This is a genomic window from Komagataeibacter sp. FNDCR2, from assembly GCF_021295395.1.
GTDB lineage: Bacteria > Pseudomonadota > Alphaproteobacteria > Acetobacterales > Acetobacteraceae > Komagataeibacter.
The window spans coordinates 2,269,241-2,291,351 of the sequence record NZ_JAIWOU010000001.1 but is presented as its reverse complement, the minus strand read 5'-3'; the positions used below and the strand labels follow the sequence as shown (position 1 = coordinate 2,291,351).

The following is a 22,111-nucleotide window of genomic DNA, read 5'->3' as shown; positions in this document are numbered from 1 at the left end:
GATGTCCGTAATCGACCTTTTCATTCCCGCCATCTGGCGGGGTGTCCCTTTCCTGGTGCGTGAGGGAAGCGTGGCAGGTGGCCGTCGTCCCGCCGTGCATGAATATCCCTACCGTGATGATCCCTGGATCGAGGACATGGGCCGTGCTCCGCGCGTCATGACCATTGCCGGGCGGCTTGTGGGGGATGATGTCTATCTCCAGCGCGCTATCATGCTCGCGGCATGTGAGCTGGAAGGCCCCGGGCTGCTGATCCATCCGACCCTCGGCCCCGTACGGTGCAGTCTGGTCGAGCCGGTCATCATGCGCGACAGCGGCACGGCCCAGCGGGAGGTGCAGTTTGAGCTGGTGCTGATGGAGGCCGGATCGCGCCTCTATCCCAACCTTCTCATCAATACCCAGAGCGCGATCCTGGTCGCGGTGGCCGCCGCCGTCCTGACCGTGGCGGATGTGCTGGCAAGCCAGCTTGCCGGCATCAGTTCAACGGCAAGCGCCATCGGCCTGGGTGCGCAGAACGTGGCCAGCACATGGGGGGGCAGCGCATCTGCCGCAGGCCGCGATCCTGCCGCCATCGCCAATGAAACATCGGGGTTGACCAGTTATAATGGCCGCTATGCTGGCGGCGCGCTCGCAGCCCCCGCACCATCTGGCGCAACCGTAGCCAGCCAGCGTTCCGCCGTGGTGACGTCACGCACCGCGATCGATGCGGCGGTCAACAGCCTGTCCATCACCGCCTTGACGGTCGTGTCCAATCCTGCCGCCTGTGCTATGGCCGCACGGAACGTGGTTGTGGCGATCCGCTCCGCCACCATAAGCCCGGCCGACCAGATTCGCGTGCTGTCCACCCTTGCGGCCTACCAGCCATCCGTCATGGCCACCACCGCGCCAATCGGCGCGGATGTCGCCACAGCACGAACCGCCATGGGGAATGCCCTGCGCCGCTCCGCCATTATCGGTCTGGCCGAGGCTATCGAGGCAGCGCAGCCCGATAGTGCCGAACAGGCACAGGCCATGCTGGTCAGCATCATCACCCTGCTCGATGCGGAAATCATCATCGCGGCCGACAATGCCGATAGCGAAAGCTATGCCGCCCTACGTGCCCTGCGGACCGCGGTGGTACAGGATCTGAGCGAGCGCGGCGCACAACTCGCCCATATCGAAACCTACAGCTTCAATGTCTCCATGCCGGCCATCGCGCTGGCATGGAGACTTTACAAAGACCCTACGCGCACGCGCGACCTGATCGCGCGGGCGGATGCGCCCCATCCCCTATTCATGCCCATGCAGTTCGAGGCCCTGGATCAATGAGCATCCTCAATGCCCTGGCAGGCGGTGATCTGCCCGACATCAATACCGAAGTCACCCTGACCATCGGCAACACGAAATGGTCCGGATGGCAGGAAATCCGTGTCACGCGCGGGGCAGAACGTTGCCCGGCCGATTATGATATCAGTCTGACTGAGAAATATCTCGATGCCTCCCAGATCGACATCCAGCCCGGACAACCCTGCAAGCTTTCCATTGGTGATGTGAAGGTCATTGATGGCTATGTCGATATGTACGGAATCGACGTGGGCGAAGGGCACCAGGTCCGTATTGCGGGCCGCTCACGCTGCTCCGATCTGGTGGATACCCATGCCGTGGTCCAGAACAGCCAGCTAGGCAACTGTGATATTGTTGCGCTGGCCAGCAAGCTCTGTGCGCCCTACGGCATTGATGTCGTGACGAAAAACATTACCCTGCCAGCAACGGTCTATGACCGGGTTCTGCCATTATTCAATATTACGCTTGGGGAAACGCCCTACCAGATCATAGAAGAATGTGCCCGCTATATGGCCGTCATGGTCTATGACGACGCGGACGGCAATCTCGTGCTGTCCTCTGTCGGCACTGATACCCATGCCAGCGGCTTTGCCGAAGGTGTGAACGTGCTGGAATATGGCGTCACCTACCGCATGGATGAACGCTTCAGTACCTACCTGCCCGTCATGTTCAGTGTGCAGAACTTCAATGATTTTGATAATCCGAACGCAGGCAACCGATTTACGCCCGTGACCGATCCCGGCGTTCCCCGCTACCGACCGTATTTCGTGATCAGTGAACAGAATTACAACGGCCAGTCCCTGGCCCAGCTACGGGCGCAATGGGAACTCCAGCGCCGCCGTGGCCGTTCACAGGCCGTGCGCCTGGTCTGTGATTCCTGGCACGACAAAGCGGGCGTGCTGTGGACCCCGAACACCCTGGTGCCCGTGCATCTTCCTGCCCTGAAGCTGCCGGGCAAGACATGGCTGATCGTGGATGTCACTTTCTCAAAAAATGCTGAAATGGGCACTACGGCCGAACTGACCCTCATGCCGCCCGAATCCATGACGGTCGAACCGGCATTCCAGAATTCGTTTGACTGGCAGTTGCAAAATGCATTGCAGAATGCCGATGGGCAGGAGCAGACATAATGCGCCATTTTCTCCGGCGCCTGTTCGGGATCGGCCGCACCAGCTCTGTTCCAAACGATACCGGTCCTATTCAGCTCGTACAGGTAGCCCTGAACGAATATGAAACCCTCGACGGGCGTGAGGTCTTCATCGCCTACGGCCTGATCAGTTGCCCACCTGTGGGAGCTGATGTCCTGCTGACCTGCACCGGTGGCAAGCGGACGGACAGCGTGGTAACCGGCCATAACCACCAGAAATACCGTTACAGGAATGCCCAGCCAGGTGAGGCCGGCATCGCCAATCCGGTTGTTGGGACCGTTATCCTCGCCCGGGCAAACGGTGACGTTTACATCAAGCCCGCTTCTGGCACGGTTATCGTGGACGGTGGCACCATCACGGCGGACGATTTCGTCACCAAGAATGGTGTCAAACTTTCGGATCACGTCCATGGCGGCGTCCAGCAGGGCGATTCCAGAACGAAAGGACCACAGGAATGACCGATATCCGCCTGGTCTATGACAACACGAAAATGCATTGTGACTGGGTCATTACCAATGGTGACCTTGACACGGATGCAGATCTGGAAACCGCCGTTCTGCTGAGTCTGTTTACCGATGCGCCGGCCCCAAGCGGCACGATCACGCCCGATGGATCGAATGATCTGCGTGGCTGCTGGATCGATGGCATGGAAAGCTTCCAGACGGGTTCCCTGCTCTGGACGATCGAGGGCGCAAAGAAGTCGGGAAACGGCCTGCTCGCACATGCCCGCACCATCTGTGAACAGGCGCTCCAGTGGCTGATCGATGAGAGCGTTGTCGGCACCATTACCGTGCAGACATCATGGCTGAACGCCACGTCCTTGAATATCGCCATCCAACTGACAAAGCCCGATGGCACCGACAGGTCATTCCAGTATGCGTGGGCGTGGAAGGACGCCACGCGCAATGCCATATCAACAGCCAACCCTTTCTGATCTGCAATCACAGGGCCTGAATGATATTGTCTCATCCAATATCACGCAGGGCCGATCCCTGCTGCCGCGCTCCGTTCTGCGCCCCCTGACCTGGGCATTCGCGAACCTGACATGGGGCAATTATGATTATCAGGCCTACTGCTACCGGCAGGCAGTCCCCTTTACCGCAACGGATGAAAATCTGGACGGTTGGGGTGCCATGCGCGAAACATTGCGCAAGGATGCGTCAACCGCCTCTGGCCAGGTCCAGTTTACGGGTGGCAACCCCGGGACTGATCTGGCATCCGGCACCGTCATCACGCGCAATGATGGCGTGGATTACGTCACGACCGCAGATGCCGACGTAGATTCCGGCGGCAACCTGCTGGTGCCCGTCACCTGTCAGTCTTCCGGCGCGACCGGAAATTGTGACGCCGGCACGGGTTTCAGTCTCTCTATGGCGATAGAAGGCATCCCGGCACAGGGAACTGCACCAGTAGCCATGACCGGCGGGGCCGACCAGGAGACGGATAGCGAATACCGTACCCGTGTCCTGGCGGCCTACGCATCCCGTTCGGGTGGCGGCAGAAAGTCTGACTATGTTGAATGGGCAGAAGACATTCCCGGCATCACGCGCGCCTGGTGCAATCCCCTAGCCTTCGGTGCCGGTACCGTTACCGTATATGTCATGCTGGATGATGCACAGCAAGAAAATGGCGGATACCCGCAGGGAACAAACGGATCAGCATCTGATGAAGGCCGTTATACGACCGCTACTGGCGACCAGTTGACAGTGGCAAATGCCATCTGGATCGAACAGCCCGTGACTGCCCTGGTGGCCGTCTGCGCGCCCAAGCCCTTCCCGATCGATGTCACCGTGGCCAATCTCACACCAAACACCACGGCCCAGATCGCTGCCATGAAAACAGCCCTGTCCGACCTGTATTTTCGTGAAGGCACCCCACTGGGCATGACACTGGAACAGAGCGACATATCGGATGCACTGCTCTCTACCGGTGCATCCTTTACGATCGTTTCGCCCGCAGGCCCTGTGTCGGTCCCGGTTGGCTCATTGCCATCAGTCGGCAATCTGGTTCTATCCTGATGGCCATTTCCGGTTACTCATCCGACCAAACGCTTGCGGCATTCAAGCGCACGCTCCCCCGGGGGCGTGCATGGCCGCGCGGCACCGATACGGTCATGCATGGCGTGCTGTCGGGATTCATGCCCACGGCCACACGCTTCATAAACGCAGCGCGCTCCTTGGTGCCGGATGTGTTCCCGGCCACGACCACCAGCGTCCTGGATGAATGGGAAGCCACTCTCGGCCTCCCTGACCCTTGCGCAGGCGAAAGCCCCACGATCGAACAGCGCCGCAACCAGGTAGTGGCCCGTCTGGCTGATACCGGGGGTGCATCGATCGCCTATTTCGTCCAGTTTGCCAAAAACCTTGGATATGACATCACCATCACCCAGTTCGCACCAGCGCGGGCTGATTTCCTGTGCGCTGATGATCCTGTCTATGATCCCTTCTGGGCTTATATCTGGCGCGTGAATGCCCCTAGCGTCACCATCAATTATTTCTACGCCGATCAGTCGTACGCCGATGATGCGCTCGCAAGCTGGGGCAACGCTGTCCTGGAATGTGAGATCACATCCCGCGTGCCGGCCCATACCTCTGTTCTATTCGCATACGGATAATCCATCATGGTCTATCGCATTGATGACACGACAGCCGTCGCGATTCTGCCTGCGCTTCCAACTGATAATATCGGATCGCCTGGTTTTTTTACTGGTGGATCGACCGGTGGCCAGTCCGCTACCCGGGTCCGATACTGGTGGCTCAACATGGTGCAGGAAGAACTATTCGGCATTCCTGCGTCGGTTGGCATTGCGCCTGACAAGACAAATAACGGTCAGGTTCTGGCCGCAATAAAAATGCTGATTTCCACAGCCCTTACCTCATATGCAAGTGTTTCCGATCTCTCTGCCGAAGCTGCCGCCCGCGCCAACGCGGACGCTCTGCTTCAGCCTCTTTTAGGCTATATCCCGACGCAGCAGGGCGGCGGGTTCAATCAGGTTGCAGGCAAGGTTTACCTTGGTCGCGACACGACCTATCCGGGCCTGCGCTATTCATATCTGGCGCCTGATGGAGAGACAGTCACCGGGGGTGGCTATCTGATTTCCAGCTACGGGCCTGAGTCCGGTGGCGCCGCAGGATACGGGCAGATAGGAGACATTTCCACAGATCCGAACGGGCGGATGGCATGGCGATTGCCTGCGCTGGGAGCAACCTATATTACCGGCGCGCTTTATAGTGATGTTACTGCCGAAACGATCAGGGCCACGAACGCCGAAGCCCAGCTACTGCCGTTGCAGAATACCGGAGCGGGGAATGTCTACTATGGCGGCCCGTCACTTCCTTACTGTCTTGCCCTGCAAACTGATGGGAATCTTGTTGTCTACTATGAAGGCAATTCAATATTCTCTGTAACTAATGGCTTAATTAGGCTTGGGGCTCCTACATACGTTGGAGAAGCTACCGACCCATCCAACATCGTACCCCTTTCACAGGCCAATTCGCTCGTGTCTGCTGAAGCTGTGGCCCGCGCCGATGCTGACGCAACCCTTGTATCCGGGACTATCGGTGTGAATGCCGCCAATAGCGATACGAACGGGGTCTCCCTTTACCGTAACGGTGGGAGCGGGCGTCCGACGTTCGTCTACTCTTCTGGCACCGGCACGCTGGCGGGAGATATTGCATGGGCGGGTGATCTTCCGTTCAGTGATTCCTCATTAAAAATGCAGGCGTTTTCCGTTACAGTTGTGGACGGCGCATCAGTTGCATTCCCAACTGCATTTTCCGAGCGCCCGTATCTATTCCTCACGCCACAACACAACCCCGAGTCCGACCCAAACAAAGCGTCAAATATTGCCAATTATTATCAGGACACGCTGACGGCATCAGGGTTTGTTATGGACCTGCGCGCCCTATGGACGGGCGGCACCACCAACGGAGAGACAAACGCAATAGAAGTCATGGTGCTGGCAATAGGAACAATGGGATGACAGACGTTAAAACGGCCTACCCGGCGCGGTATTACGCTGCATACGATGTGGCTGCGGCACAGCCAACGCCTGTGACAGGCTGGTATGATGCATGGAATATGTCCGATACCTCTGGCGTCCCCTCCGCTGGCAGCATGGTTGCCCTGACGGCAGCACAATGGGCTACCCGCCAGCCAACGGGGCAAGGTGTGCAGAATGGGGCGGTTGTCGCCTATACGCCTGTTGTTACCGCAGTGCCGTTGAAAATGCAGGCGGCCACCGCGCAGACGTGGATCAATCAGCAGATCGCCACGTCTTTTGCCATGGGCACGCCATTTACGGCCGACATGAAGGCTTACGTCCTGGCCATTAACGCGATCGCCAACGGCACGGATACCGCCAGCACCACGCTGCCCGCCCGGCCCACGGATGTAATGACCACCGCCACGGCCTGATCTGCCCATAATATCCGGAGATATCGACCATGACCGATACGACTTCCTCAACGACCACCGCAACCAACCAGACGGCCACACCGGCCGCAGCCGCCCCCCAGAACTATGTCCTTTATCGCACGACGCAGCTTGGCTGGCAGCAGGTGGGGTACGTCATCATGGCGATATCGCTGTCCAGCGCCAATGACTTCACCCCGCCCGCTGGCATGGCGCTGGGGCTTGATGCGGCCGGGGCGCATCCGGCGGGAAGCATCTATACTCCCGCCCCCACACAGACCCCAGCGGCCGCCACAAATGAAACCGCTTCTCCGGCCACATCATGACAGGATTGACATGGGTTGCGTCCCGAAGCCGGACGATACCCCTTCCTGTTCCAGGTGATAGCGCCATGCGGGGTATATCCATCCGCTCCTTTCCCTGCTCATGGCCGGAAAAATCTGCTGGCGATGCGCTCGATTACAGCGTGGATTGTTCCGACTGGATGGCGGACTGTAACGACAGCATCAGCAAGATAGCGATCGATGACGTATCTGGCGCCAATGTCACCGGTCTGACCATCGAATGGGCCATATTCCAGAATAGTACTGTCTCGATCGGCCTGTCTGGTGGGCAACCCGGGATGCGCTACAAAGTGCGGATAGCCGTCAACACCGATCAGGGCCGCACCATTACGTGCATCTTTACACTGCCCGTTTCACCCATGGCGCCTACGGTGGCGGCTAGTGCACTGACAGCACCAGCCCTGACCTTTCCTCCCAGGGCAATCACCATAAATGGCACTTCCAATACCTGATGCCTTTAATAACGTCGCACCCGTCATTTCGCTGTGTACGGGTGCGCCGGTCATATGCAACCTCTGTGCTCGTAATCTGATCGTGCACAAGGGACTGCCCTATGGATATCTCGCCTCCTGAACCTCCGGGGCAGGAACAGCAGATCAGTCTTCTTTCGCTGGATCGAAGGATGACTGCTATGGAAACCAGACAAAACGTTGAGCGTGAAGGACGGGAAACCTTCGAAGCCCGTATGGAAAGCCGGATGGAAGCCCGGTTTGACAAACTTGACGCGAAGCTCAACACCTTCACGGAAGATAATGCGGAAAAACGGGGCAGGGTACGTGGCGCCCTGTTCATGGTCACGCTGCTCGGCTCCAGTGCCGGTACGTCGGGACTGCTTCTGCTCAAGCATCTCATGTTCGGTGCATCATGATCATGACCGTATGCACCGGTCTTGATGTCGGGCAGCTCAAGCGTGAAATCGTGCTTCCCACCCTTCAGGCCATCGCACTGGATGGACCGGCCGCCGTCAATCTGCTGACCGGTATCGCCCTGGCGGAAAGCCGCGCCGCCTATCTGCGCCAGTTCAATGGACCGGCACTGGGACTGTGGCAGATGGAGCCCGCCACGCACGAGGACTGCTGGAACAATTTCCTGCACGCCACGGCACAGGCTGCACTGACCCCCCGTATCCGCACCCTGCTCTCACCCGAGCCTCGCCTGCGTCAACTGGTTTCCAACCTGCGCTATGCCTGCGCCATGGCACGCGTGCAGGTGTTTCGCGCTCCGGCTCCGCTGCCGCCCGCGACCGATGCGGCTGCGCTCTCCGCCTACCACAAGCAGTTTTACAACACCGCTCTTGGCGCTGCGAACGCCGGGGCCAACCGCACCCTGTTTCAGGCTGCGATTGATGCAATGTGAAGGACCGCCTCATGAACCCCAAAACGGCATCCGCATGGCTGCGGCAGCCCACCACCTTGTTTTTCCTTGTCATCGTGGTCGGCACCGTTGTCGCCACATGGTTCAACGCCATTCCGCAGGCGGCGGCCGTGGCGCTTCTGGCAGCCTCCCTGCCGCTCCTGCTCAATGACACGACCTCCGACACGAACGCGAATCCGGCGCTCGTCGCTGTGGTGAGCGCGCTCGCAACACATCGGGATGTGGGACCGGCCGCGATACAGGTCATCCGTGCCACGGCCCCGCATCTGCTGACCGACGGCACGCTCGCGCTTCCTGCTTCCACTGCGCCTGACACCGTGCCCAACCGGACTTCTGGCATGAGCATGGGCGCCTTTGCCTGCCTGATGGGTGCTGGCCTGATGCTCTCCGCCTGCGGATCGACCACGCAGGTCAAGCTTGGGCAGTCGGTCGACGATCTGGAAAGCGCCTATGATGTCCTGGCCGAACCGATGCCCGACGTCATGGCCGGAAAGGTGCCCGGCATCATCCTGTCAGACTCCGACAAGGCCCTGATCAAGAAGGCCAGCCAGTCCGTCTATAACGAAATCAGTACGCTCCAGGCGCAGATCGACAAGGGCAGTTCCCTGACCTCGACCGCAGTGTCCGGTCTGGAGGCCGACTTCGCCAGCTTCCAGACCTGCTGGATCGGCGTGAAGGCCGGCACCATGCCCACCGCCTGCACCGATCTGGTGCCCCCAGCCACCACCACAACCACAACCACGACGGGAAACTGACATGACCGCTGCGGAAATCAGCGCCATCCTTGGCGCTGCCACCACCATCGCCGGCCTGGTCGAGAAATACGGCCCCGAGGTCTACACGGATGTGAAAGAGGCGATCGAGGCCACCCTGAGCAAGACCGGCCCCACCACGGCCGCCATGGATGATCTGGCCGCCAAGTGCGCGGCGGCGAATGCCGCGATCCAGGCATCATGAAATCTCTGGCGATCTTCGCCGGTGGAATGGCGGCGGGAGCCGCCATTTCGCTTGGGGTCATCATGTGGCGCTTCGTCAGTGAATGCTGGGGTCGTGGCCATGCATGACCTGCTGGTGTTCGCTGGCGGCGCGATTGTCAGCCAGATCGTGGTTGTCATCCTCTCCCTGATCATGTCCGCCAGGCGCAGGCGCAGCATTGCTGACCGCCTCGGCCCCCCTGCTCCCTGACCCATCTCTCCATCCCGGTGCCCTGATGCAATCATCCGACCTGCACGTCATCTGTGTCTTCTCCAACAATCGCGGCTGGAAATCGCGCGAGCGCCTGCTCCGCCGCTTCATTCCCCACATGCTGGACAGTGGGGTCAGCCTTACCATTGTCGAGCACGTCATTGGCGAGCGGCCTTTCGTTCTATCGGTCGATGATGGGAACTTCCTGCTCCGACATGTTCGTCTGTTCCAGGTGCGTGGATCCGACCGCCAGGAAAACTGGCTCAAGGAAGGACTGATCCGCTACGGCCGCCAGCGCCTGCCGGACTCAGCCCGATATATTGCCCAGGTCGATGCCGACGTGTTTTTCCAGCGATCCGACTGGGCGCACGCCACACTGGACATGCTTCAGGTTCACCGTGTGGGTCAGCCATGGTCCTATTCCGTGGACCTTGGACCGGACGAGAACCCGGTGGAGGATGAAAACGGTCGCATCATGGACCGTTCATTTTGCGCGGCCTGGGCAGCAGGTGATATCCGCGTTACCCCTGATGACTACGGACTGGGGCGGCCTACGGCGGCATGGATGCTCAAATCTGGCCAGCGTCGCGACTGGCGCCAGCACTACGGCTATGCCTGGGCATTCCGGGCCGATGTATATGACGCCATCGGGGGATTGCCTGACTGGCTGGTGACCGGATCGGCCGACTACATTTCCGCCATGGCCTTTGCCGGCCTGCTGAATACGTCTGATACCTACACATCCCCCAGTTGCACACGGCGGCTGCGACAGTTCGCGGCACTATGTGATGATTATGTGCAGCAGGATATTGGCGTGGTGGCGGGGATGCTCTCCCACGGTTTCCATGGCCCAAAGCGCAAACGGTTCTATCTCGACCGCAAGGATATCCTGCGCGAAGCCAATTTCGATCCTGATCTCGATCTCGCATACGACCGGCATGGGCTGCCCTATCTGGCGCGTGACAACCGGGCCCTGCGTGACGGTCTCCGGCGCCTGTCGGTCATGCGCGATGAAGACGCCAACACCATCTGAAAGGAACATTCCCATGTCCCATAATTATGCAGCCGACAGCACGTTCCAGGACGTCATGGCCCGTCTGGCCGGAACTGATGCGCCGTTCTCCTCCGTCTGGCCAACGATAAGGGGCGCGATCCTTTCCGGCCGTGCCCTGACCATGGCCGAATACAGGCCCCTTAACGTGCTGATCGGTGAAGCCCACGCCGCCCGCATCGCCCGGAACGAAGCCTTGAACGCTCCCCGCATGCACAGCACGGTGGGTGACGTAGCCCATTCGGTAGGTGCGACGGATGACCAGAAGCTGACCTCCTCGACCACTGTGGCTACAGTGATTCCGGCAAGCTTTGTCGAGAAGGTACAGGAAAACCTCAAAGCACCTGCCGAGGCGACCGTAGAAAGCAAGCCGGAAGAGGCCAGCACATCGGGGGAGAAAGAAGGCAGGGCGGACGAAATCCCCACCAAAAGCGACTAATCTCACAGACTGCTATATGCCGACTTTTTTGCCGGGGTCGTATGCGAACAATGCGCCGCCTGCGCCCCGTGCGCTTTTTCTAAATAACTGTTTTATATAAGAATGTGGTGCCGGGTGAGGGATTTGAACCCCCGGCCTTCGGTTTACAAAACCGCTGCACTACCACTGTGCTAACCCGGCCTGACGGCGGATCTGGCCCCCGGTGGGGAGCCTCCTGTCACGTCTGCTCCTTCTTTTTGCCGAAATGGCCTGCATGGTCAAGCAGGGATTCCACCTTTAATGCGCGGCCATCCTGCGCGCCCATACGGAGTGGATATAATCACGTTCCGCGCGGCTCAGGCCGTCATAATCCTTCCCCCCCGCCGCTGCCTGCCGGGCCGGGGCGGCACGGCCGCCCGCCCTGCGCTGCCCCGGATGGCGTGCATGGGGCGCGATCCCGGCGGCCGGATTCGTCTCGACTTCCCTGAGCGCGCTGGCGCAGGCGGATTTTTCACCCACCCCGGCCTCGATCGTCGGCAGCAGCCCGACCGGGGAGAAGACAAAGCCCGTCAGCACCGAAGCCAGCGCCCGGCCGATGACCTCGGCCCCCGGCGTGATGCGCGGATGCTTCAGCGCCCCCGTGATATACAGCGGACCGGGAAGGGAGGCGATGGCGAAATGCCGCGAGCGGGTCATGAGGGCATAGTCGATGGTATTGTTGCTGAAGCTGACATCCCCCTTGCCCACCGTGCGCGTATCCCCCGTTTCCAGCAGCAGGGTATGGGTATGGAAGACGCCTTCTTGCAGCGGCATGTCCACAATCAGGCATTTCAGGTCGGTACGGGCGGGCAGGCCCAGAACGGACAGCAGCGCCTTGCCGAACTCAAGCCCCACGAGATCGGGCAGGATGGCGGAAATATCCCCGCCTTCATCCAGCGCCATGGTGACGCCGCCATTGCCGCTGCCCACGATCTCGGCCAGTGAACGGCCACGGCCATGGATGGTGATATGCCCGCCAATGGTCCCCTGCCCCTGGTAGTTCCCCAGCGCCTTCATGAGCCGGGAAAGGTCGATCTCCTCCATATCGATACGGATACGCGCATTGACCCCATCCCCCTCGGGCACGAAGGTTCCGCTGCTGGCCAGCCTGCCGCTTCCCACGCCAAAGTTCAGGCGATGGACATCAATGGCGCCGTCGCGCACATCCAGCAGCACGTCGATATTGTCGAGCGGTGTATGCCGGTTCTCGATATGGTCGCCATGATAGGCCAGATGCACGTTGGTCGCCCGCAGCCGGGGCAGGCTGATGGGCGCGGTGGGCAGGACCGCGCCACTGGCCTCATGCGCCTTTTCTTCCGCCGCCTGCTGCGCGGTGGACGGATGCTCCCCGGGCGTCGCCCCGAAAAAACCGCCCAGATCGGCCAGGTCGACATGGCGGGAATGCAAATCCGTATCCACGAAGGTCACGGCCTGATGCGGGTCGATACGCAGCGTGCCCCCCAGGTCGCTGGAGCCGACCGTGCCCTCGAAATCATGAAAGCGGATGCGCCGGTCCAGATAATCCAGGCTGCCCGCCACATGGTAGGCGGGGGTCTGCGGAATGATCACGCCCGTCAGCGGATAGAGCAGCGACATATCCGGCCCCGCCAGTGTCAGCCGCAGCCGCGCGCCACTGAAGGAGAGCGGATCCTCCACCGAGCCGACCAGCGTCAGCTCCGTGGGGCCATGCTGGACCGCCACATCTATCGGGTACGGCTGCGCGCGGTCCATGAGCGAGACCAGCGCCCCACCCGAAAACCGTCCCGTAATCGCCTGCCCGGTATAGGTGCCGCGTACATCCGCCACGATCCGTGGCCCGGCCCTGTCCCGCCCCGGGGTGGTATGCACCTCGGCCCGCATGTCGCTCCGCAGCCCCGCATGCACCAGGTGCAGGTGGCCATCGTTAATGTTCAGCTCACCGATCCGTGGCAGCGGGGTGGATGCTTCCTTTCCGCCGCCCGCTTTCCCGCCAGATTTTTTACCATGGGAGAAATGGTAGTTCGCTTCGCCATCCCCGCGCGCATCCAGTTCGACAACCGGCGCATCCAGCGCAATGACCGGCAGATCCAGCCTGCCGCCCAGCAGGTGCCACAGGTTGACCCCCACCATCAGATGCGCCGCCGTGGCGAAGGGGGGCAGGCTGTCAAACCCCTCCGGCTCGTCAATACGGACATCATCGGCGGTGATGCGCGTGACCCGGCCGATCTGGACATGCAGGTGCGCCAGCGTGACCCGGCGGCCCAGCGCCTCACCGGCCTTGTGCTCCACCAGGGGTACGAACCAGTCCCATGACCAGAAAATGACCAGCGCAAGCACAGCGGCGGCCAGCGCGCCCGTGACCGGAAAATACAACTGTTCCAGCAGGCCGCCGCCCTGCATGTGCTGGTGGCTGTTCTCACGGTCCGGTCCGGACATACTGCGCACACTCCTTGTGCATGGAAAAAAAAGTATCAGATAAACGGGTGGTCACAGCCGGAGTTGCGGCCACATCCGCCGTTGCGCGCACCCGGCCGCACCTGGGGGCTGGCGCGTGGCCCGCGTGTCCTGTATGCGGTCAGGCAGATTCAATCCCTTATCATACCTGATCGCGAGGTCACCGTCATGCCTGCCTATCGTTCCCGCACTACGACACATGGCCGCAACATGGCCGGTGCGCGCAGCCTGTGGCGTGCAACCGGTATGCAGGATGGTGATTTTGGCAAGCCGATCATCGCCATCGCCAATTCCTTTACGCAGTTCGTGCCCGGTCATGTCCACCTCAAGGATCTGGGCCAGCTCGTGGCCGGCGCGGTGGCCGATGCGGGCGGCGTGGGGCGTGAGTTCAACACCATCGCGGTGGATGACGGCATCGCCATGGGCCATGGCGGCATGCTGTACAGCCTCCCTTCGCGCGAGCTGATCGCCGATGCGGTGGAGTATATGGTCAACGCGCATTGCGCCGATGCGCTGGTGTGCATAAGCAACTGCGACAAGATCACGCCCGGCATGCTCATGGCGGCGATGCGGCTGAACATCCCCACCATCTTCGTATCCGGCGGGCCGATGGAAGCGGGCAAGGTGCTGAACAACGGCGCCGAGCAGCAGGTTGACCTCATCACCTCCATGGTGGCGGCGGCCAACCCCGATGTCAGCGATGAACAGTCGAACCAGATCGAACGTTCCGCCTGCCCCACATGCGGGTCGTGCTCGGGCATGTTCACCGCCAATTCCATGAACTGCCTGACCGAGGCGCTGGGCCTCGCCCTGCCCGGCAATGGCAGCCTTGTCGCCACCCATGCCGACCGACGCGAACTGTTCATGCGCGCGGGCCGCGAGATCGTGGCACTCGCCCGCCGCTGGTACGAGCATGATGATGAAACCGCCCTGCCGCGCGGCATCGCCAGCAAGGCCGCGTTTGAAAACGCCATGTCGGTCGATATCGCCATGGGGGGCTCGACCAACACGGTCCTGCACCTGCTGGCGGCGGCGCATGAGGGGGAAGTCCATTTCACCATGGCGGATATCGACCGCCTGTCCCACAAGGTGCCGAACCTGTGCAAGGTCTCGCCCTCGCGCATGGATGTCCATATGGAGGACGTGCACCGCGCGGGCGGCATTCCCGCCATCATGGGTGAACTGGCCCGCATGGGGCTGCTGCATGGCGACGTACCCAGCGTGCATGCCCCCACGGTGACGCAGGCCCTGCATAAATGGGACATCAGCGCGCCAACAGTGGATGAGGCGGCACGGACCTTCTTCCGCGCGGCCCCCGGCGGGGTGCGGACCACGCAGGCGTTTTCACAGTCGAGCCGGTACAAGACGCTTGATACCGACCGCGCTGACGGCGCGCTGCGCGATGCGGCCCATGCCTACAGCCGCGACGGCGGGCTGGCGGTGCTGTTCGGCAACCTTGCGGAAGATGGCGCCATCGTCAAAACCGCCGGTGTTGCGGCGAACCTGCTGACCTTTACGGGGCCCGCGCGCATTTTCGAAAGCCAGGACGCCGCGGTCTCCGCCATCCTGAGCAACGACATCGTGGCCGGGGATGTGGTCGTGATCCGTTACGAAGGCCCCAAGGGTGGTCCCGGCATGCAGGAAATGCTGTATCCGACCAGCTACCTGAAATCCAAGGGACTGGCCGAGAAATGCGCGCTGATTACCGATGGCCGCTTTTCGGGCGGGAGTTCGGGGCTGTCGATCGGTCATATCTCGCCCGAGGCGGCGGAAGGCGGGATCATCGGGCTGCTGGAGGAAGGCGACACGATCGAGATCGACATTCCCAACCGCATCCTGCGCACCACGGTCAGTGATTCCGAACTCGCCGCCCGGCGGGACCGGATGGAGGAACGCGGCGCGCGCGCCTGGCAGCCGGACCGCAAGCGCACGGTTTCCGTGGCGTTGCAGGCCTATAGCGCACTGACCACCAGCGCCGCCCGTGGCGCGGTGCGCGATGTCAGCCAGATCGGCCGCCGCACCAGCCGCTGATACGACCGGCCCGGACGGACAATACGACGCCCCGGCGGGACCGCTCTTTCCCGCCGGGGCGTTGCGCGTTCAGCCTACGGCCCCCGGGTCGTGCTGCCCCTTGCGGCGGAATGTGCGGGTTACATGTTCCCGCAGCGCCGCCAGATCTGGCAGGATGGCGTTATGCAGCGAGCGGACACTGTCATGCGCGGCATAAAAGCGTAGCGATGTGGCGATGCCGGTGATGATGGCGGCCCCCACGAACACGCCATCCACTTCTATGATTTTTGAATCGAACATGATTTCCTGCCCTGAGCTGCCGGTTCTGGCGGCTTGCGGCCTGTCCCCATCCACGGGGCGGCCGCTTGACCAATTATGGCACGATTTTTGCTTTATCGTTGCCCTGCCCGCGCCAACGCGACACGAGCCGGGGAAGTTGCCTGACCTGAGCGCCCGGACATAAAAAACAGACCGTCAAAAACCCTTTCCTGATGTGACTGGCCTGTGGGCGCACAGCATCATGCTGCCTCTGGTCTTTTCAAACCGGGGAAGAGAAAGTCCGTTATTGTGGCATTTTCATGATCATGCGCCATCTGCCCGAGTCGATACTGAAACAATACAGTGTGGACAGGTTGCGCGGGGCGGTATTATTTATTTTCATGTCAAACCGGCAGGACAGGCCAGCCATCCCCTGCCCTACGTGACAGAATCAGGATAAAAGCTGTTTTCCTGCCCCACGCAACCAACCGACAGACCCGGTGCCGCCCCTTGACCTGCCTGATGTCTTTCCCCCTTCCCCCATCCCGGCCCATCCTTCGCCGCGCCATTCCGGGCGGGGTGCTTGCGCTGTGTCTGGCGCTGGCCGGCCTGCCCCGCGCCACCCATGCCGCCCCGGCCTATCCCGCGCCGATCATGGGCAGCGAGACCACGGCCCATGCATGGGGCATCGACACCCGCTTTGCCCGGACCACGCCATGCCGGGTCGAGATCACCCTCAACCAGACCATCTTCCTGGCCCATATGCCCGAAATGATCCGGGCTGGCATTTTCAATGCGCAGGTAACGCCCGCGCTGCAACAGCAGGCGCCGCATTACCTGATGAACACATTGCAGACCGATGTAACGCCCGGCTTCGTCCATACGCTGTTCACACAGCGCAATGCCCCTGCAAGCTGCCACTTCGCATGGTCCTACACCGCGCCCGATGGCGCGACGCATCCCATGCTGGGCTTCGACATGACCCGGCAGGCGCATGACCGGATCGACTGGACCCGCCTGCGCTTTGGCGACATGCTCCCGATGGCCGGAAACCTCACGGTGGACCGGGAGTTCGATGTGCTGGTCAATCAGGAAACCGTGGATGTGTCGATCGCCCTGTCCAGAAGCCAGGACCAGACCGACCTGCCCCCGCCCACCGGGCCGAACACGCCCTGATGGCGCACCCCCACGGCGCGTGCCGCACGGAGCTGAGCGCGGGATTCACCACACCTGCGCCGGCAACCATGACAACCTGCCTGACCACAACAGACGGATGACATCCCCGCCCGCCCCGCGCATGTGGAACCGGCTTGTCCCGGTCCTAGCCTTCCTGCTCGCCATGGGTGGCGGTGTGGCGGCGGCACGGGCGGAAGAATGCCTGCGGTTCGGGGCCGGCAACCAGTTGCCGGTGCTCGATAATGCCCAACTGGCGGCACAGACGCAGATCCTGTGCAGCGCCCGGTTCGCCGTGCTGTATTCCGGTCTGGCGCATGAACCGTTATGGGCCGCCGAGCATCTTGACGCCGCCATGGTCCGGGCCGCCATGTCCACCCCGCGCCAGGGCGACTTCCACCCCGACCCCCGCATTCCCGTCCCCCTCCGCGCGGAACTGGAGGATTATGTCCGTTCCGGTTTCGACCGTGGACACATGGCGCCATCGGGCGACATGCCCGACCGGCAGGCGCAGGAGGAAAGCTTCGCCCTGTCCAACATCGTGCCCCAGCGCGCGGAACTGAACCGGGGCAGATGGGCCGATATCGAATCGGCGGTGCGCAGGCTGGCCCTGCGCGAGGGGGAACTGTACGTCGTGACCGGCCCGGCCTTCCATACCCGCACGATCACTGCGATCGGCCCGGACCGGGTACTGGTCCCGACCTCGACATGGAAGGCGGTCTATGATCCGCGCGGGCGGCAGACGGGGGTATATGTATGCCACAATGCGGCGCGCAATCCCGGCTGCAGTCATGTCAGCGTGGCCCTGCTTACCCATGTAACGGGGATCGATCCCTTCCCCGCGCTGCCCCCGGACATGAAACAGGTCTGCATGACCCTGCCCTTCGGCAGGATGCGCACGCCACGACGAACGCGACACCCACGCCATACCCGTTCGCTATGGTAAGAAGGAAGGCCAGAGGAGACATGACCATGACAGCCCATCACCCCCCCGCCGGTACGCAGGCTGGCCTCGTGCCCTTTGCCGATAACAGCGCCAGCCGCACCATTGGCGGCATGACGGTGGAAAACGGCACGGACAGCATCGCCTTTTACGGCCAGACGAACCTGGACCGCGACAGCGCCGGGCTGGAGCGCGCGCGCGCGTTGCTGGCGTTCTTCCAGCAGGTGGTGGATACCCTCGCCGCCCAGAAAGACCTGCCCACACACCTGCCCACACGCAAGGCGGGGCGGATGCCCAACCCCTTTACCCGCCAGACAGGGCCCTGATGCACAACAGGGCCGGTTCCCTGCGGAACCGACCCTGTTGAAAAACCCGTATCCCGCCGCAAGGCAGCGGGAAAAGCAGGATCAGCGCTTGCTGAACTGGAAGGAGCGGCGAGCCTTGGCGCGGCCGTACTTCTTACGTTCAACAACACGCGAATCGCGCGTCAGGAAGCCCGCGGCCTTCAGGATGCTGCGCAGCGCGGGTTCGTAATGGGTCAGCGCGCGGCTGATGCCATGACGGACCGCACCAGCCTGGCCCGACAGACCACCACCAACAACGGTGCAGTACACGTCGAACTGGTTGTAGCGATCGGCAACCAGGAAAGGCTGCGTGATCAGCATGCGCAGGACCGGACGGGCGAAATAGGTGCCGACCGGACGACCGTTGACGATGATGTCGCCCTTGCCCGGCTTGATCCACACGCGGGCAACCGCGTCCTTGCGGCGACCCGTGGCGTAGGAACGGCCCTGCGCGTCGCGCTTGGCTTCGTAAACGGGTGCGGCTTCCTGCGAGGAGACAACCTGACCGGTCGCGACGGCTTCCTTCAGGTCGGCCAGCGTGCCTGTACGCTCTTGTGTTTCGGACATGATGTTCAGGCCCCGACGTTCTGGGTGGTGACGGCGTTCTTGCGGTTCAGCGATGCAACATCAAGAACCTGCGGCTTCTGCCCGTCATGCGGGTGTTCGCTGCCGGCATAGACGTACAGATGCTTCATCTGCGCGCGCTGCAGCGGGCCACGGGTGATCATGCGCTCGACCGCCTTGCGCACGACATCGCCGGGGTTCTTGCCGGTCAGGCGCTGGGTGATCGTGCGTTCCTTGATCCCGCCGGGATAGCCGGTGTGGTAATGGAACAGCTTCTGGTTCACCTTGTTGCCGGTCAGACGGATCTTCTCGGCGTTGATGACGACAATGTTGTCGCCGCAATCAACATGCGGGGTGAACTGGGGCTTGTGCTTGCCGCGCAGGCGCTGGGCGATGATCGCCGCCAGCCGGCCCAGAACGAGGCCTTCGGCGTCGATCAGGGTCCAGCCACGCGTCACCTCTGCGGGTTTCAGCGAGGGTGTGGTCTTCATGGATTCAGTGTTCCGTCCAGATAATGTAGCGGTAACGGGTGGCGCGTTATCATCCGTACGCGCGGTAAACGTCAAGTGCATAATGCCGGGAGGCGGCATTTTTCCGGTAAAAAAGAGCGTGTGGTATCATGATACCGCCATCTTTCCGGCCCCACCTTCCCCTCAGGCGATTGCCGAGGGGGGGCGGAATGCGATAGCACTCGGCTCAGGCTTATTACGGATGTCAGGCTCGTGAAGAAACTCTATCCCGCCATTCCCCTGCTTGTACTTGCGCTGCTTGTCGGCGGCTGGGGGGTGCACCATTTTGCCGAGCGCAGGCTCGAAGCCGGCATTGCCGACTTCCGGGCCTCCCTCGGGCCTGACGCCTCGTTCAGCTACGCCACGGCCCGGCCGCGCACGCTGGCGCGCGGCGCGCACTTTACGGCCGTAACCTATCACAACCCGGCCATGACGCTTACGGCGGCGGATGTGCGGCTGGGCGGGCTGACCGGCAACAACGTGCAGGGCGAACGGATCGGCAGCCTTGTCCTGCGCGATGTGAAGGTCATGACGCCGGACAGCACGATCTCGCTGGACCAGGTGGCGCTCACGAACCTCGTGCTGCCCAATACCGCACGCGCCACCGCCGACATGGCCCGGCCGCTGGGCTTCGATTCCCTCGTGCTGGACCGGGGCACGTTCATCAACATGCATCTGGCCATTCCCCGCAGCCAGACCGATGTTACGGTCGGGCGCATGGTGGTGGGGCAGTACGGGACCGGCCGGTCGTCCAGCCTGGATCTGGACCGGCTGGCGACCCAGATCAACCTCACACCCACGCGCCGCCTGTCCGTCGAGCATATCAAATTCGATGGCCCGGATTTCGCGGGGGAGGTGGCAAGCCTGATCCAGTCGGGCCACCTGATCCATGAAAGCCATGCGCAGACCATGGATCTGAAAAAGGTCGAGATCGACAGCACGCATCCCATGCTCCAGATCGACCATGTCGCCACGTCCCGCACCTCCACCGAGACGGAGGACAGGATGGATACGACCCTGACCAACCTGACCATCTGGTCCACCGGAACGGATAACCCCTCCATCCTCAATGCCTTCGGCTACGACCATTTCACCGGCAACATCCACGCCAACAGCACCAGCGACCGCAACGCAAGCCGCGTGCGCCTGGAGCCGCTGACCATCAACGCGCCGGACATGGGCAACCTGAGCATGGTGGCCGAGCTGGACCAGATCCCCTTTGACGACATGGCCATCATCCCCGAGACCGCCCGCGTCGTCTCCGCCGCCCTGACATGGGAAGACCATTCGCTGGCGGATCACGTGCTGGCCGGTCTGGCCAGAAGCCGCGACATGGATGTGGAAGCCTACAGGCAGAACCTGTTCGGCACGCTCAACGGTTCGGATGACGCATCCATGCGCGCCATGGGCCGCTTCCTGCAGTCCCCGGCGGATCACCCGCTCCAGGTTGCCCTGCGCCCGATGAAGCCGGTCAACCTCATGATGCTGGGCATCGCCCTGTCCATGGCGGGGGATCCTTCGGTCGCGGCCCCGCTGGGCCTGACCATCTCCACGCCCTGATGCCCGATAGCGGGCCGGTGCATGTCATCGGCGCGACCGGCCGGTCGGGGCTGGCGCTGTGCCGCGCGCTGGCCGCGCAGGGGCGCGCGCCTGTCCCGGTCGTGCGCGACCTTTCGCGCTGGCAGGCCACGGGGGCCGCCATTCCCGCCCGCGTGGCGGATCTGGAAAACGATCCCGCCCCCCTCCGCGCCGCGCTGGCCGATGCGACCTACGTGGCGCTGACCGCCCATGCGCGCCACCTGCCCGCCGTGCTGGCGGCAGCGCCCCCAGGCGCGCGGATCGTGGCACTTGGCAGTACGCGCATCTTCACCCGCTGGCCCGATGCGCATGCGCGTGGCGTGCTGCATGGGGCCGCGGCCTTCGCCCGCTCCGGCCGCGATGGCGTGCTGCTTCATCCCACCATGATTTATGGCGCCATGGGCGAAGACAACGTGCAGCGTCTCGCGGCCCTCATGCGCCGCCTGCCGCTGCTGCCACTGCCGCGCGGGGGGCGGGCGCGCATCCAGCCCATATGGCAGGGCGATGTGACCCGCGCCCTGATCGCGGCCCTGGACCGCGCATGGGACGGACCGCACAGCCTGGTCATCGCCGGGCCGGATCAGGTCGCCTATCGCGACTTCACGCGCATGGTGGCGCAGGCCGCCGGATTGCGCCCACGTCGCGTGCTGCCGGTGCCGGGGCCGGTGCTGATTGCCCTGTCGCGGCTGCGCCTGCCGGGACTGCCGCGCATAAGGCCCGCCGAGGTCAGGCGGCTGCTGGAAGACAAGATTTTCGATATCGCGCCCATGCGCGCGCAGCTCGGGTTCCAGCCCCACTCACTGGCGGCAGGGCTGACCCGTACGTTCGGGCAACCGGCATGAACCGGCTGACTGCCTGAAATCGTATACGTTATTTTTGGGAAAATAGAGTGGGGCGAACGACGGGGCTCGAACCCGCGACATCCAAGACCACAACCTGGCGCTCTACCAACTGAGCTACGTCCGCCACATCTGGGCCGTGATTTAGAGAAGCCACGGGCGCGCGT

General features: G+C 62.3%; 27 protein-coding genes and 2 tRNA genes. 23 read left to right on the top strand and 6 right to left on the bottom strand.

What is annotated here, in order from left to right; genetic code table 11:
* Position 1 precedes the first annotated feature (1 nt).
* The 17 genes from LDL28_RS10910 (at position 2) to LDL28_RS10830 (ending at position 11,275) form a co-directional block, all read left to right on the top strand.
* Positions 2–1,306, top strand: coding sequence for a DNA circularization protein (locus LDL28_RS10910; RefSeq protein ID WP_233058569.1), 1,305 nt, complete (start codon positions 2–4; stop codon positions 1,304–1,306).
* The gene (locus LDL28_RS10905; RefSeq protein WP_233058568.1) at positions 1,303–2,451 is read left to right on the top strand and encodes a phage baseplate assembly protein; all 1,149 of its coding nucleotides are present in this window, start codon (positions 1,303–1,305) and stop codon (positions 2,449–2,451) included. Before LDL28_RS10910 ends, LDL28_RS10905 begins: the two co-directional genes overlap by 4 nt.
* Positions 2,451–2,927 carry a phage baseplate assembly protein gene (locus LDL28_RS10900; RefSeq protein WP_233058567.1) on the top strand — a complete coding sequence of 159 codons (477 nt, stop codon included), beginning with the start codon at positions 2,451–2,453 and terminating at the stop codon, positions 2,925–2,927. Before LDL28_RS10905 ends, LDL28_RS10900 begins: the two co-directional genes overlap by 1 nt.
* Complete coding sequence (locus LDL28_RS10895; RefSeq protein ID WP_233058566.1) at positions 2,924–3,403, top strand: phage GP46 family protein; 480 nt, start codon at positions 2,924–2,926, stop codon at positions 3,401–3,403. The genes LDL28_RS10900 and LDL28_RS10895 overlap by 4 nt, the downstream gene beginning before the upstream one ends.
* A complete protein-coding gene (locus tag LDL28_RS10890) occupies positions 3,321–4,487 on the top strand; it encodes a baseplate J/gp47 family protein (RefSeq protein ID WP_233058565.1) in 1,167 nt (388 codons plus the stop codon). The genes LDL28_RS10895 and LDL28_RS10890 overlap by 83 nt, the downstream gene beginning before the upstream one ends.
* The gene (locus tag LDL28_RS10885) at positions 4,487–5,083 is read left to right on the top strand and encodes a YmfQ family protein (RefSeq protein WP_233058564.1); all 597 of its coding nucleotides are present in this window, start codon (positions 4,487–4,489) and stop codon (positions 5,081–5,083) included. The genes LDL28_RS10890 and LDL28_RS10885 overlap by 1 nt, the downstream gene beginning before the upstream one ends.
* Positions 5,084–5,089: 6 nt before the next feature.
* Positions 5,090–6,451, top strand: coding sequence for a hypothetical protein (locus LDL28_RS10880; protein ID WP_233058563.1), 1,362 nt, complete (start codon positions 5,090–5,092; stop codon positions 6,449–6,451).
* A 98-nt stretch (positions 6,452–6,549) separates the two neighbouring features.
* Positions 6,550–6,885: a hypothetical protein gene (locus tag LDL28_RS10875; protein WP_233058562.1), complete on the top strand. Its 336-nt coding sequence runs from the start codon at positions 6,550–6,552 to the stop codon at positions 6,883–6,885.
* Between the two features lie 29 nt (positions 6,886–6,914).
* Positions 6,915–7,208: a hypothetical protein gene (locus tag LDL28_RS10870; protein WP_233058561.1), complete on the top strand. Its 294-nt coding sequence runs from the start codon at positions 6,915–6,917 to the stop codon at positions 7,206–7,208.
* A gap of 65 nt (positions 7,209–7,273) precedes the next feature.
* Positions 7,274–7,678, top strand: coding sequence for a hypothetical protein (locus LDL28_RS10865; RefSeq protein WP_233058560.1), 405 nt, complete (start codon positions 7,274–7,276; stop codon positions 7,676–7,678).
* Between the two features lie 101 nt (positions 7,679–7,779).
* Positions 7,780–8,094: a hypothetical protein gene (locus tag LDL28_RS10860; protein WP_233058559.1), complete on the top strand. Its 315-nt coding sequence runs from the start codon at positions 7,780–7,782 to the stop codon at positions 8,092–8,094.
* Positions 8,095–8,096: 2 nt separating this feature from the next.
* A complete protein-coding gene (locus LDL28_RS10855; RefSeq protein ID WP_233058558.1) occupies positions 8,097–8,582 on the top strand; it encodes a hypothetical protein in 486 nt (161 codons plus the stop codon).
* Between the two features lie 11 nt (positions 8,583–8,593).
* Positions 8,594–9,355 carry a hypothetical protein gene (locus tag LDL28_RS10850; RefSeq protein ID WP_233058557.1) on the top strand — a complete coding sequence of 254 codons (762 nt, stop codon included), beginning with the start codon at positions 8,594–8,596 and terminating at the stop codon, positions 9,353–9,355.
* 1 nt (position 9,356) lies between these two features.
* Positions 9,357–9,557 carry a hypothetical protein gene (locus LDL28_RS10845; RefSeq protein ID WP_233058556.1) on the top strand — a complete coding sequence of 67 codons (201 nt, stop codon included), beginning with the start codon at positions 9,357–9,359 and terminating at the stop codon, positions 9,555–9,557.
* A gap of 78 nt (positions 9,558–9,635) precedes the next feature.
* Complete coding sequence (locus LDL28_RS10840) at positions 9,636–9,785, top strand: hypothetical protein (protein WP_233058555.1); 150 nt, start codon at positions 9,636–9,638, stop codon at positions 9,783–9,785.
* Between the two features lie 25 nt (positions 9,786–9,810).
* Positions 9,811–10,818, top strand: coding sequence for a hypothetical protein (locus LDL28_RS10835; RefSeq protein WP_233058554.1), 1,008 nt, complete (start codon positions 9,811–9,813; stop codon positions 10,816–10,818).
* A 13-nt stretch (positions 10,819–10,831) separates the two neighbouring features.
* On the top strand, positions 10,832–11,275 hold the full coding sequence (locus LDL28_RS10830; protein ID WP_233058553.1) for a hypothetical protein: 444 nt from the start codon (positions 10,832–10,834) through the stop codon (positions 11,273–11,275).
* Positions 11,276–11,380: 105 nt separating this feature from the next.
* Here LDL28_RS10830 and LDL28_RS10825 read toward each other — a convergent pair.
* Positions 11,381–11,455: transfer RNA gene (locus tag LDL28_RS10825), tRNA-Thr, on the bottom strand.
* Between the two features lie 96 nt (positions 11,456–11,551).
* Entirely contained in the window at positions 11,552–13,708 is a 2,157-nt protein-coding gene (locus tag LDL28_RS10820) for an AsmA family protein (RefSeq protein ID WP_233058552.1), read from the bottom strand.
* Positions 13,709–13,894: 186 nt separating this feature from the next.
* Between LDL28_RS10820 and ilvD the strand changes: the two genes are divergently transcribed.
* Complete coding sequence (gene ilvD, locus LDL28_RS10815; RefSeq protein WP_233058551.1) at positions 13,895–15,757, top strand: dihydroxy-acid dehydratase; 1,863 nt, start codon at positions 13,895–13,897, stop codon at positions 15,755–15,757.
* A gap of 69 nt (positions 15,758–15,826) precedes the next feature.
* On the opposite strand, the gene LDL28_RS10810 is transcribed toward ilvD, so the two are convergent.
* Positions 15,827–16,036 (bottom strand): hypothetical protein, encoded by a 210-nt coding sequence (locus tag LDL28_RS10810; protein ID WP_233058550.1) that lies wholly within the window; start codon positions 16,034–16,036, stop codon positions 15,827–15,829.
* A gap of 480 nt (positions 16,037–16,516) precedes the next feature.
* Here LDL28_RS10810 and LDL28_RS10805 point away from each other — a divergent pair, with 480 nt between their 5' ends.
* The 3 genes from LDL28_RS10805 to LDL28_RS10795 all read left to right on the top strand — a co-directional run bounded on the left by LDL28_RS10805 (position 16,517) and on the right by LDL28_RS10795 (position 18,436).
* Entirely contained in the window at positions 16,517–17,170 is a 654-nt protein-coding gene (locus LDL28_RS10805; protein WP_233058549.1) for a hypothetical protein, read from the top strand.
* A 121-nt stretch (positions 17,171–17,291) separates the two neighbouring features.
* Complete coding sequence (locus tag LDL28_RS10800) at positions 17,292–18,113, top strand: DNA/RNA non-specific endonuclease (RefSeq protein WP_233059273.1); 822 nt, start codon at positions 17,292–17,294, stop codon at positions 18,111–18,113.
* Positions 18,114–18,139: 26 nt separating this feature from the next.
* On the top strand, positions 18,140–18,436 hold the full coding sequence (locus LDL28_RS10795; RefSeq protein WP_233058548.1) for a hypothetical protein: 297 nt from the start codon (positions 18,140–18,142) through the stop codon (positions 18,434–18,436).
* A gap of 81 nt (positions 18,437–18,517) precedes the next feature.
* Here LDL28_RS10795 and rpsI read toward each other — a convergent pair whose 3' ends face one another.
* Complete coding sequence (gene rpsI / locus LDL28_RS10790; protein ID WP_025813040.1) at positions 18,518–19,021, bottom strand: 30S ribosomal protein S9; 504 nt, start codon at positions 19,019–19,021, stop codon at positions 18,518–18,520.
* 5 nt (positions 19,022–19,026) lie between these two features.
* Positions 19,027–19,509: a 50S ribosomal protein L13 gene (rplM, locus tag LDL28_RS10785; protein ID WP_183482025.1), complete on the bottom strand. Its 483-nt coding sequence runs from the start codon at positions 19,507–19,509 to the stop codon at positions 19,027–19,029.
* 231 nt (positions 19,510–19,740) lie between these two features.
* Here rplM and LDL28_RS10780 point away from each other — a divergent pair, with 231 nt between their 5' ends.
* On the top strand, positions 19,741–21,087 hold the full coding sequence (locus tag LDL28_RS10780) for a hypothetical protein (RefSeq protein ID WP_233058547.1): 1,347 nt from the start codon (positions 19,741–19,743) through the stop codon (positions 21,085–21,087).
* Entirely contained in the window at positions 21,087–21,947 is an 861-nt protein-coding gene (locus LDL28_RS10775; protein WP_233058546.1) for an SDR family oxidoreductase, read from the top strand. Before LDL28_RS10780 ends, LDL28_RS10775 begins: the two co-directional genes overlap by 1 nt.
* Positions 21,948–21,995: 48 nt before the next feature.
* Here the strand turns inward: LDL28_RS10775 and LDL28_RS10770 are convergent.
* Positions 21,996–22,071 (bottom strand) — tRNA-His (locus LDL28_RS10770).
* Between the last annotated feature and the right edge of the window lie 40 nt (positions 22,072–22,111).

Coding starts and splice junctions, on each gene's coding strand:
- LDL28_RS10845 (WP_233058556.1), top strand. CDS start 9,357: ATGACCGCTGCGGAAATCAGCGCCATCCTTGGCGCTGCCACCACCATC.
- LDL28_RS10800 (WP_233059273.1), top strand. CDS start 17,292: ATGTGGAACCGGCTTGTCCCGGTCCTAGCCTTCCTGCTCGCCATGGGT.
- LDL28_RS10905 (WP_233058568.1), top strand. CDS start 1,303: ATGAGCATCCTCAATGCCCTGGCAGGCGGTGATCTGCCCGACATCAAT.
- ilvD (WP_233058551.1), top strand. CDS start 13,895: ATGCCTGCCTATCGTTCCCGCACTACGACACATGGCCGCAACATGGCC.
- LDL28_RS10795 (WP_233058548.1), top strand. CDS start 18,140: ATGACAGCCCATCACCCCCCCGCCGGTACGCAGGCTGGCCTCGTGCCC.
- LDL28_RS10900 (WP_233058567.1), top strand. CDS start 2,451: ATGCGCCATTTTCTCCGGCGCCTGTTCGGGATCGGCCGCACCAGCTCT.
- rplM (WP_183482025.1), bottom strand. CDS start 19,509: ATGAAGACCACACCCTCGCTGAAACCCGCAGAGGTGACGCGTGGCTGG.
- LDL28_RS10895 (WP_233058566.1), top strand. CDS start 2,924: ATGACCGATATCCGCCTGGTCTATGACAACACGAAAATGCATTGTGAC.
- LDL28_RS10850 (WP_233058557.1), top strand. CDS start 8,594: ATGAACCCCAAAACGGCATCCGCATGGCTGCGGCAGCCCACCACCTTG.
- LDL28_RS10805 (WP_233058549.1), top strand. CDS start 16,517: ATGTCTTTCCCCCTTCCCCCATCCCGGCCCATCCTTCGCCGCGCCATT.
- LDL28_RS10865 (WP_233058560.1), top strand. CDS start 7,274: ATGCGGGGTATATCCATCCGCTCCTTTCCCTGCTCATGGCCGGAAAAA.
- LDL28_RS10810 (WP_233058550.1), bottom strand. CDS start 16,036: ATGTTCGATTCAAAAATCATAGAAGTGGATGGCGTGTTCGTGGGGGCC.
- LDL28_RS10830 (WP_233058553.1), top strand. CDS start 10,832: ATGTCCCATAATTATGCAGCCGACAGCACGTTCCAGGACGTCATGGCC.
- LDL28_RS10835 (WP_233058554.1), top strand. CDS start 9,811: ATGCAATCATCCGACCTGCACGTCATCTGTGTCTTCTCCAACAATCGC.
- LDL28_RS10820 (WP_233058552.1), bottom strand. CDS start 13,708: ATGTCCGGACCGGACCGTGAGAACAGCCACCAGCACATGCAGGGCGGC.
- LDL28_RS10885 (WP_233058564.1), top strand. CDS start 4,487: ATGGCCATTTCCGGTTACTCATCCGACCAAACGCTTGCGGCATTCAAG.
- LDL28_RS10880 (WP_233058563.1), top strand. CDS start 5,090: ATGGTCTATCGCATTGATGACACGACAGCCGTCGCGATTCTGCCTGCG.
- LDL28_RS10855 (WP_233058558.1), top strand. CDS start 8,097: ATGACCGTATGCACCGGTCTTGATGTCGGGCAGCTCAAGCGTGAAATC.
- LDL28_RS10860 (WP_233058559.1), top strand. CDS start 7,780: ATGGATATCTCGCCTCCTGAACCTCCGGGGCAGGAACAGCAGATCAGT.
- LDL28_RS10910 (WP_233058569.1), top strand. CDS start 2: ATGTCCGTAATCGACCTTTTCATTCCCGCCATCTGGCGGGGTGTCCCT.
- LDL28_RS10870 (WP_233058561.1), top strand. CDS start 6,915: ATGACCGATACGACTTCCTCAACGACCACCGCAACCAACCAGACGGCC.
- LDL28_RS10875 (WP_233058562.1), top strand. CDS start 6,550: ATGTCCGATACCTCTGGCGTCCCCTCCGCTGGCAGCATGGTTGCCCTG.
- LDL28_RS10775 (WP_233058546.1), top strand. CDS start 21,087: ATGCCCGATAGCGGGCCGGTGCATGTCATCGGCGCGACCGGCCGGTCG.
- LDL28_RS10890 (WP_233058565.1), top strand. CDS start 3,321: ATGGCACCGACAGGTCATTCCAGTATGCGTGGGCGTGGAAGGACGCCA.
- rpsI (WP_025813040.1), bottom strand. CDS start 19,021: ATGTCCGAAACACAAGAGCGTACAGGCACGCTGGCCGACCTGAAGGAA.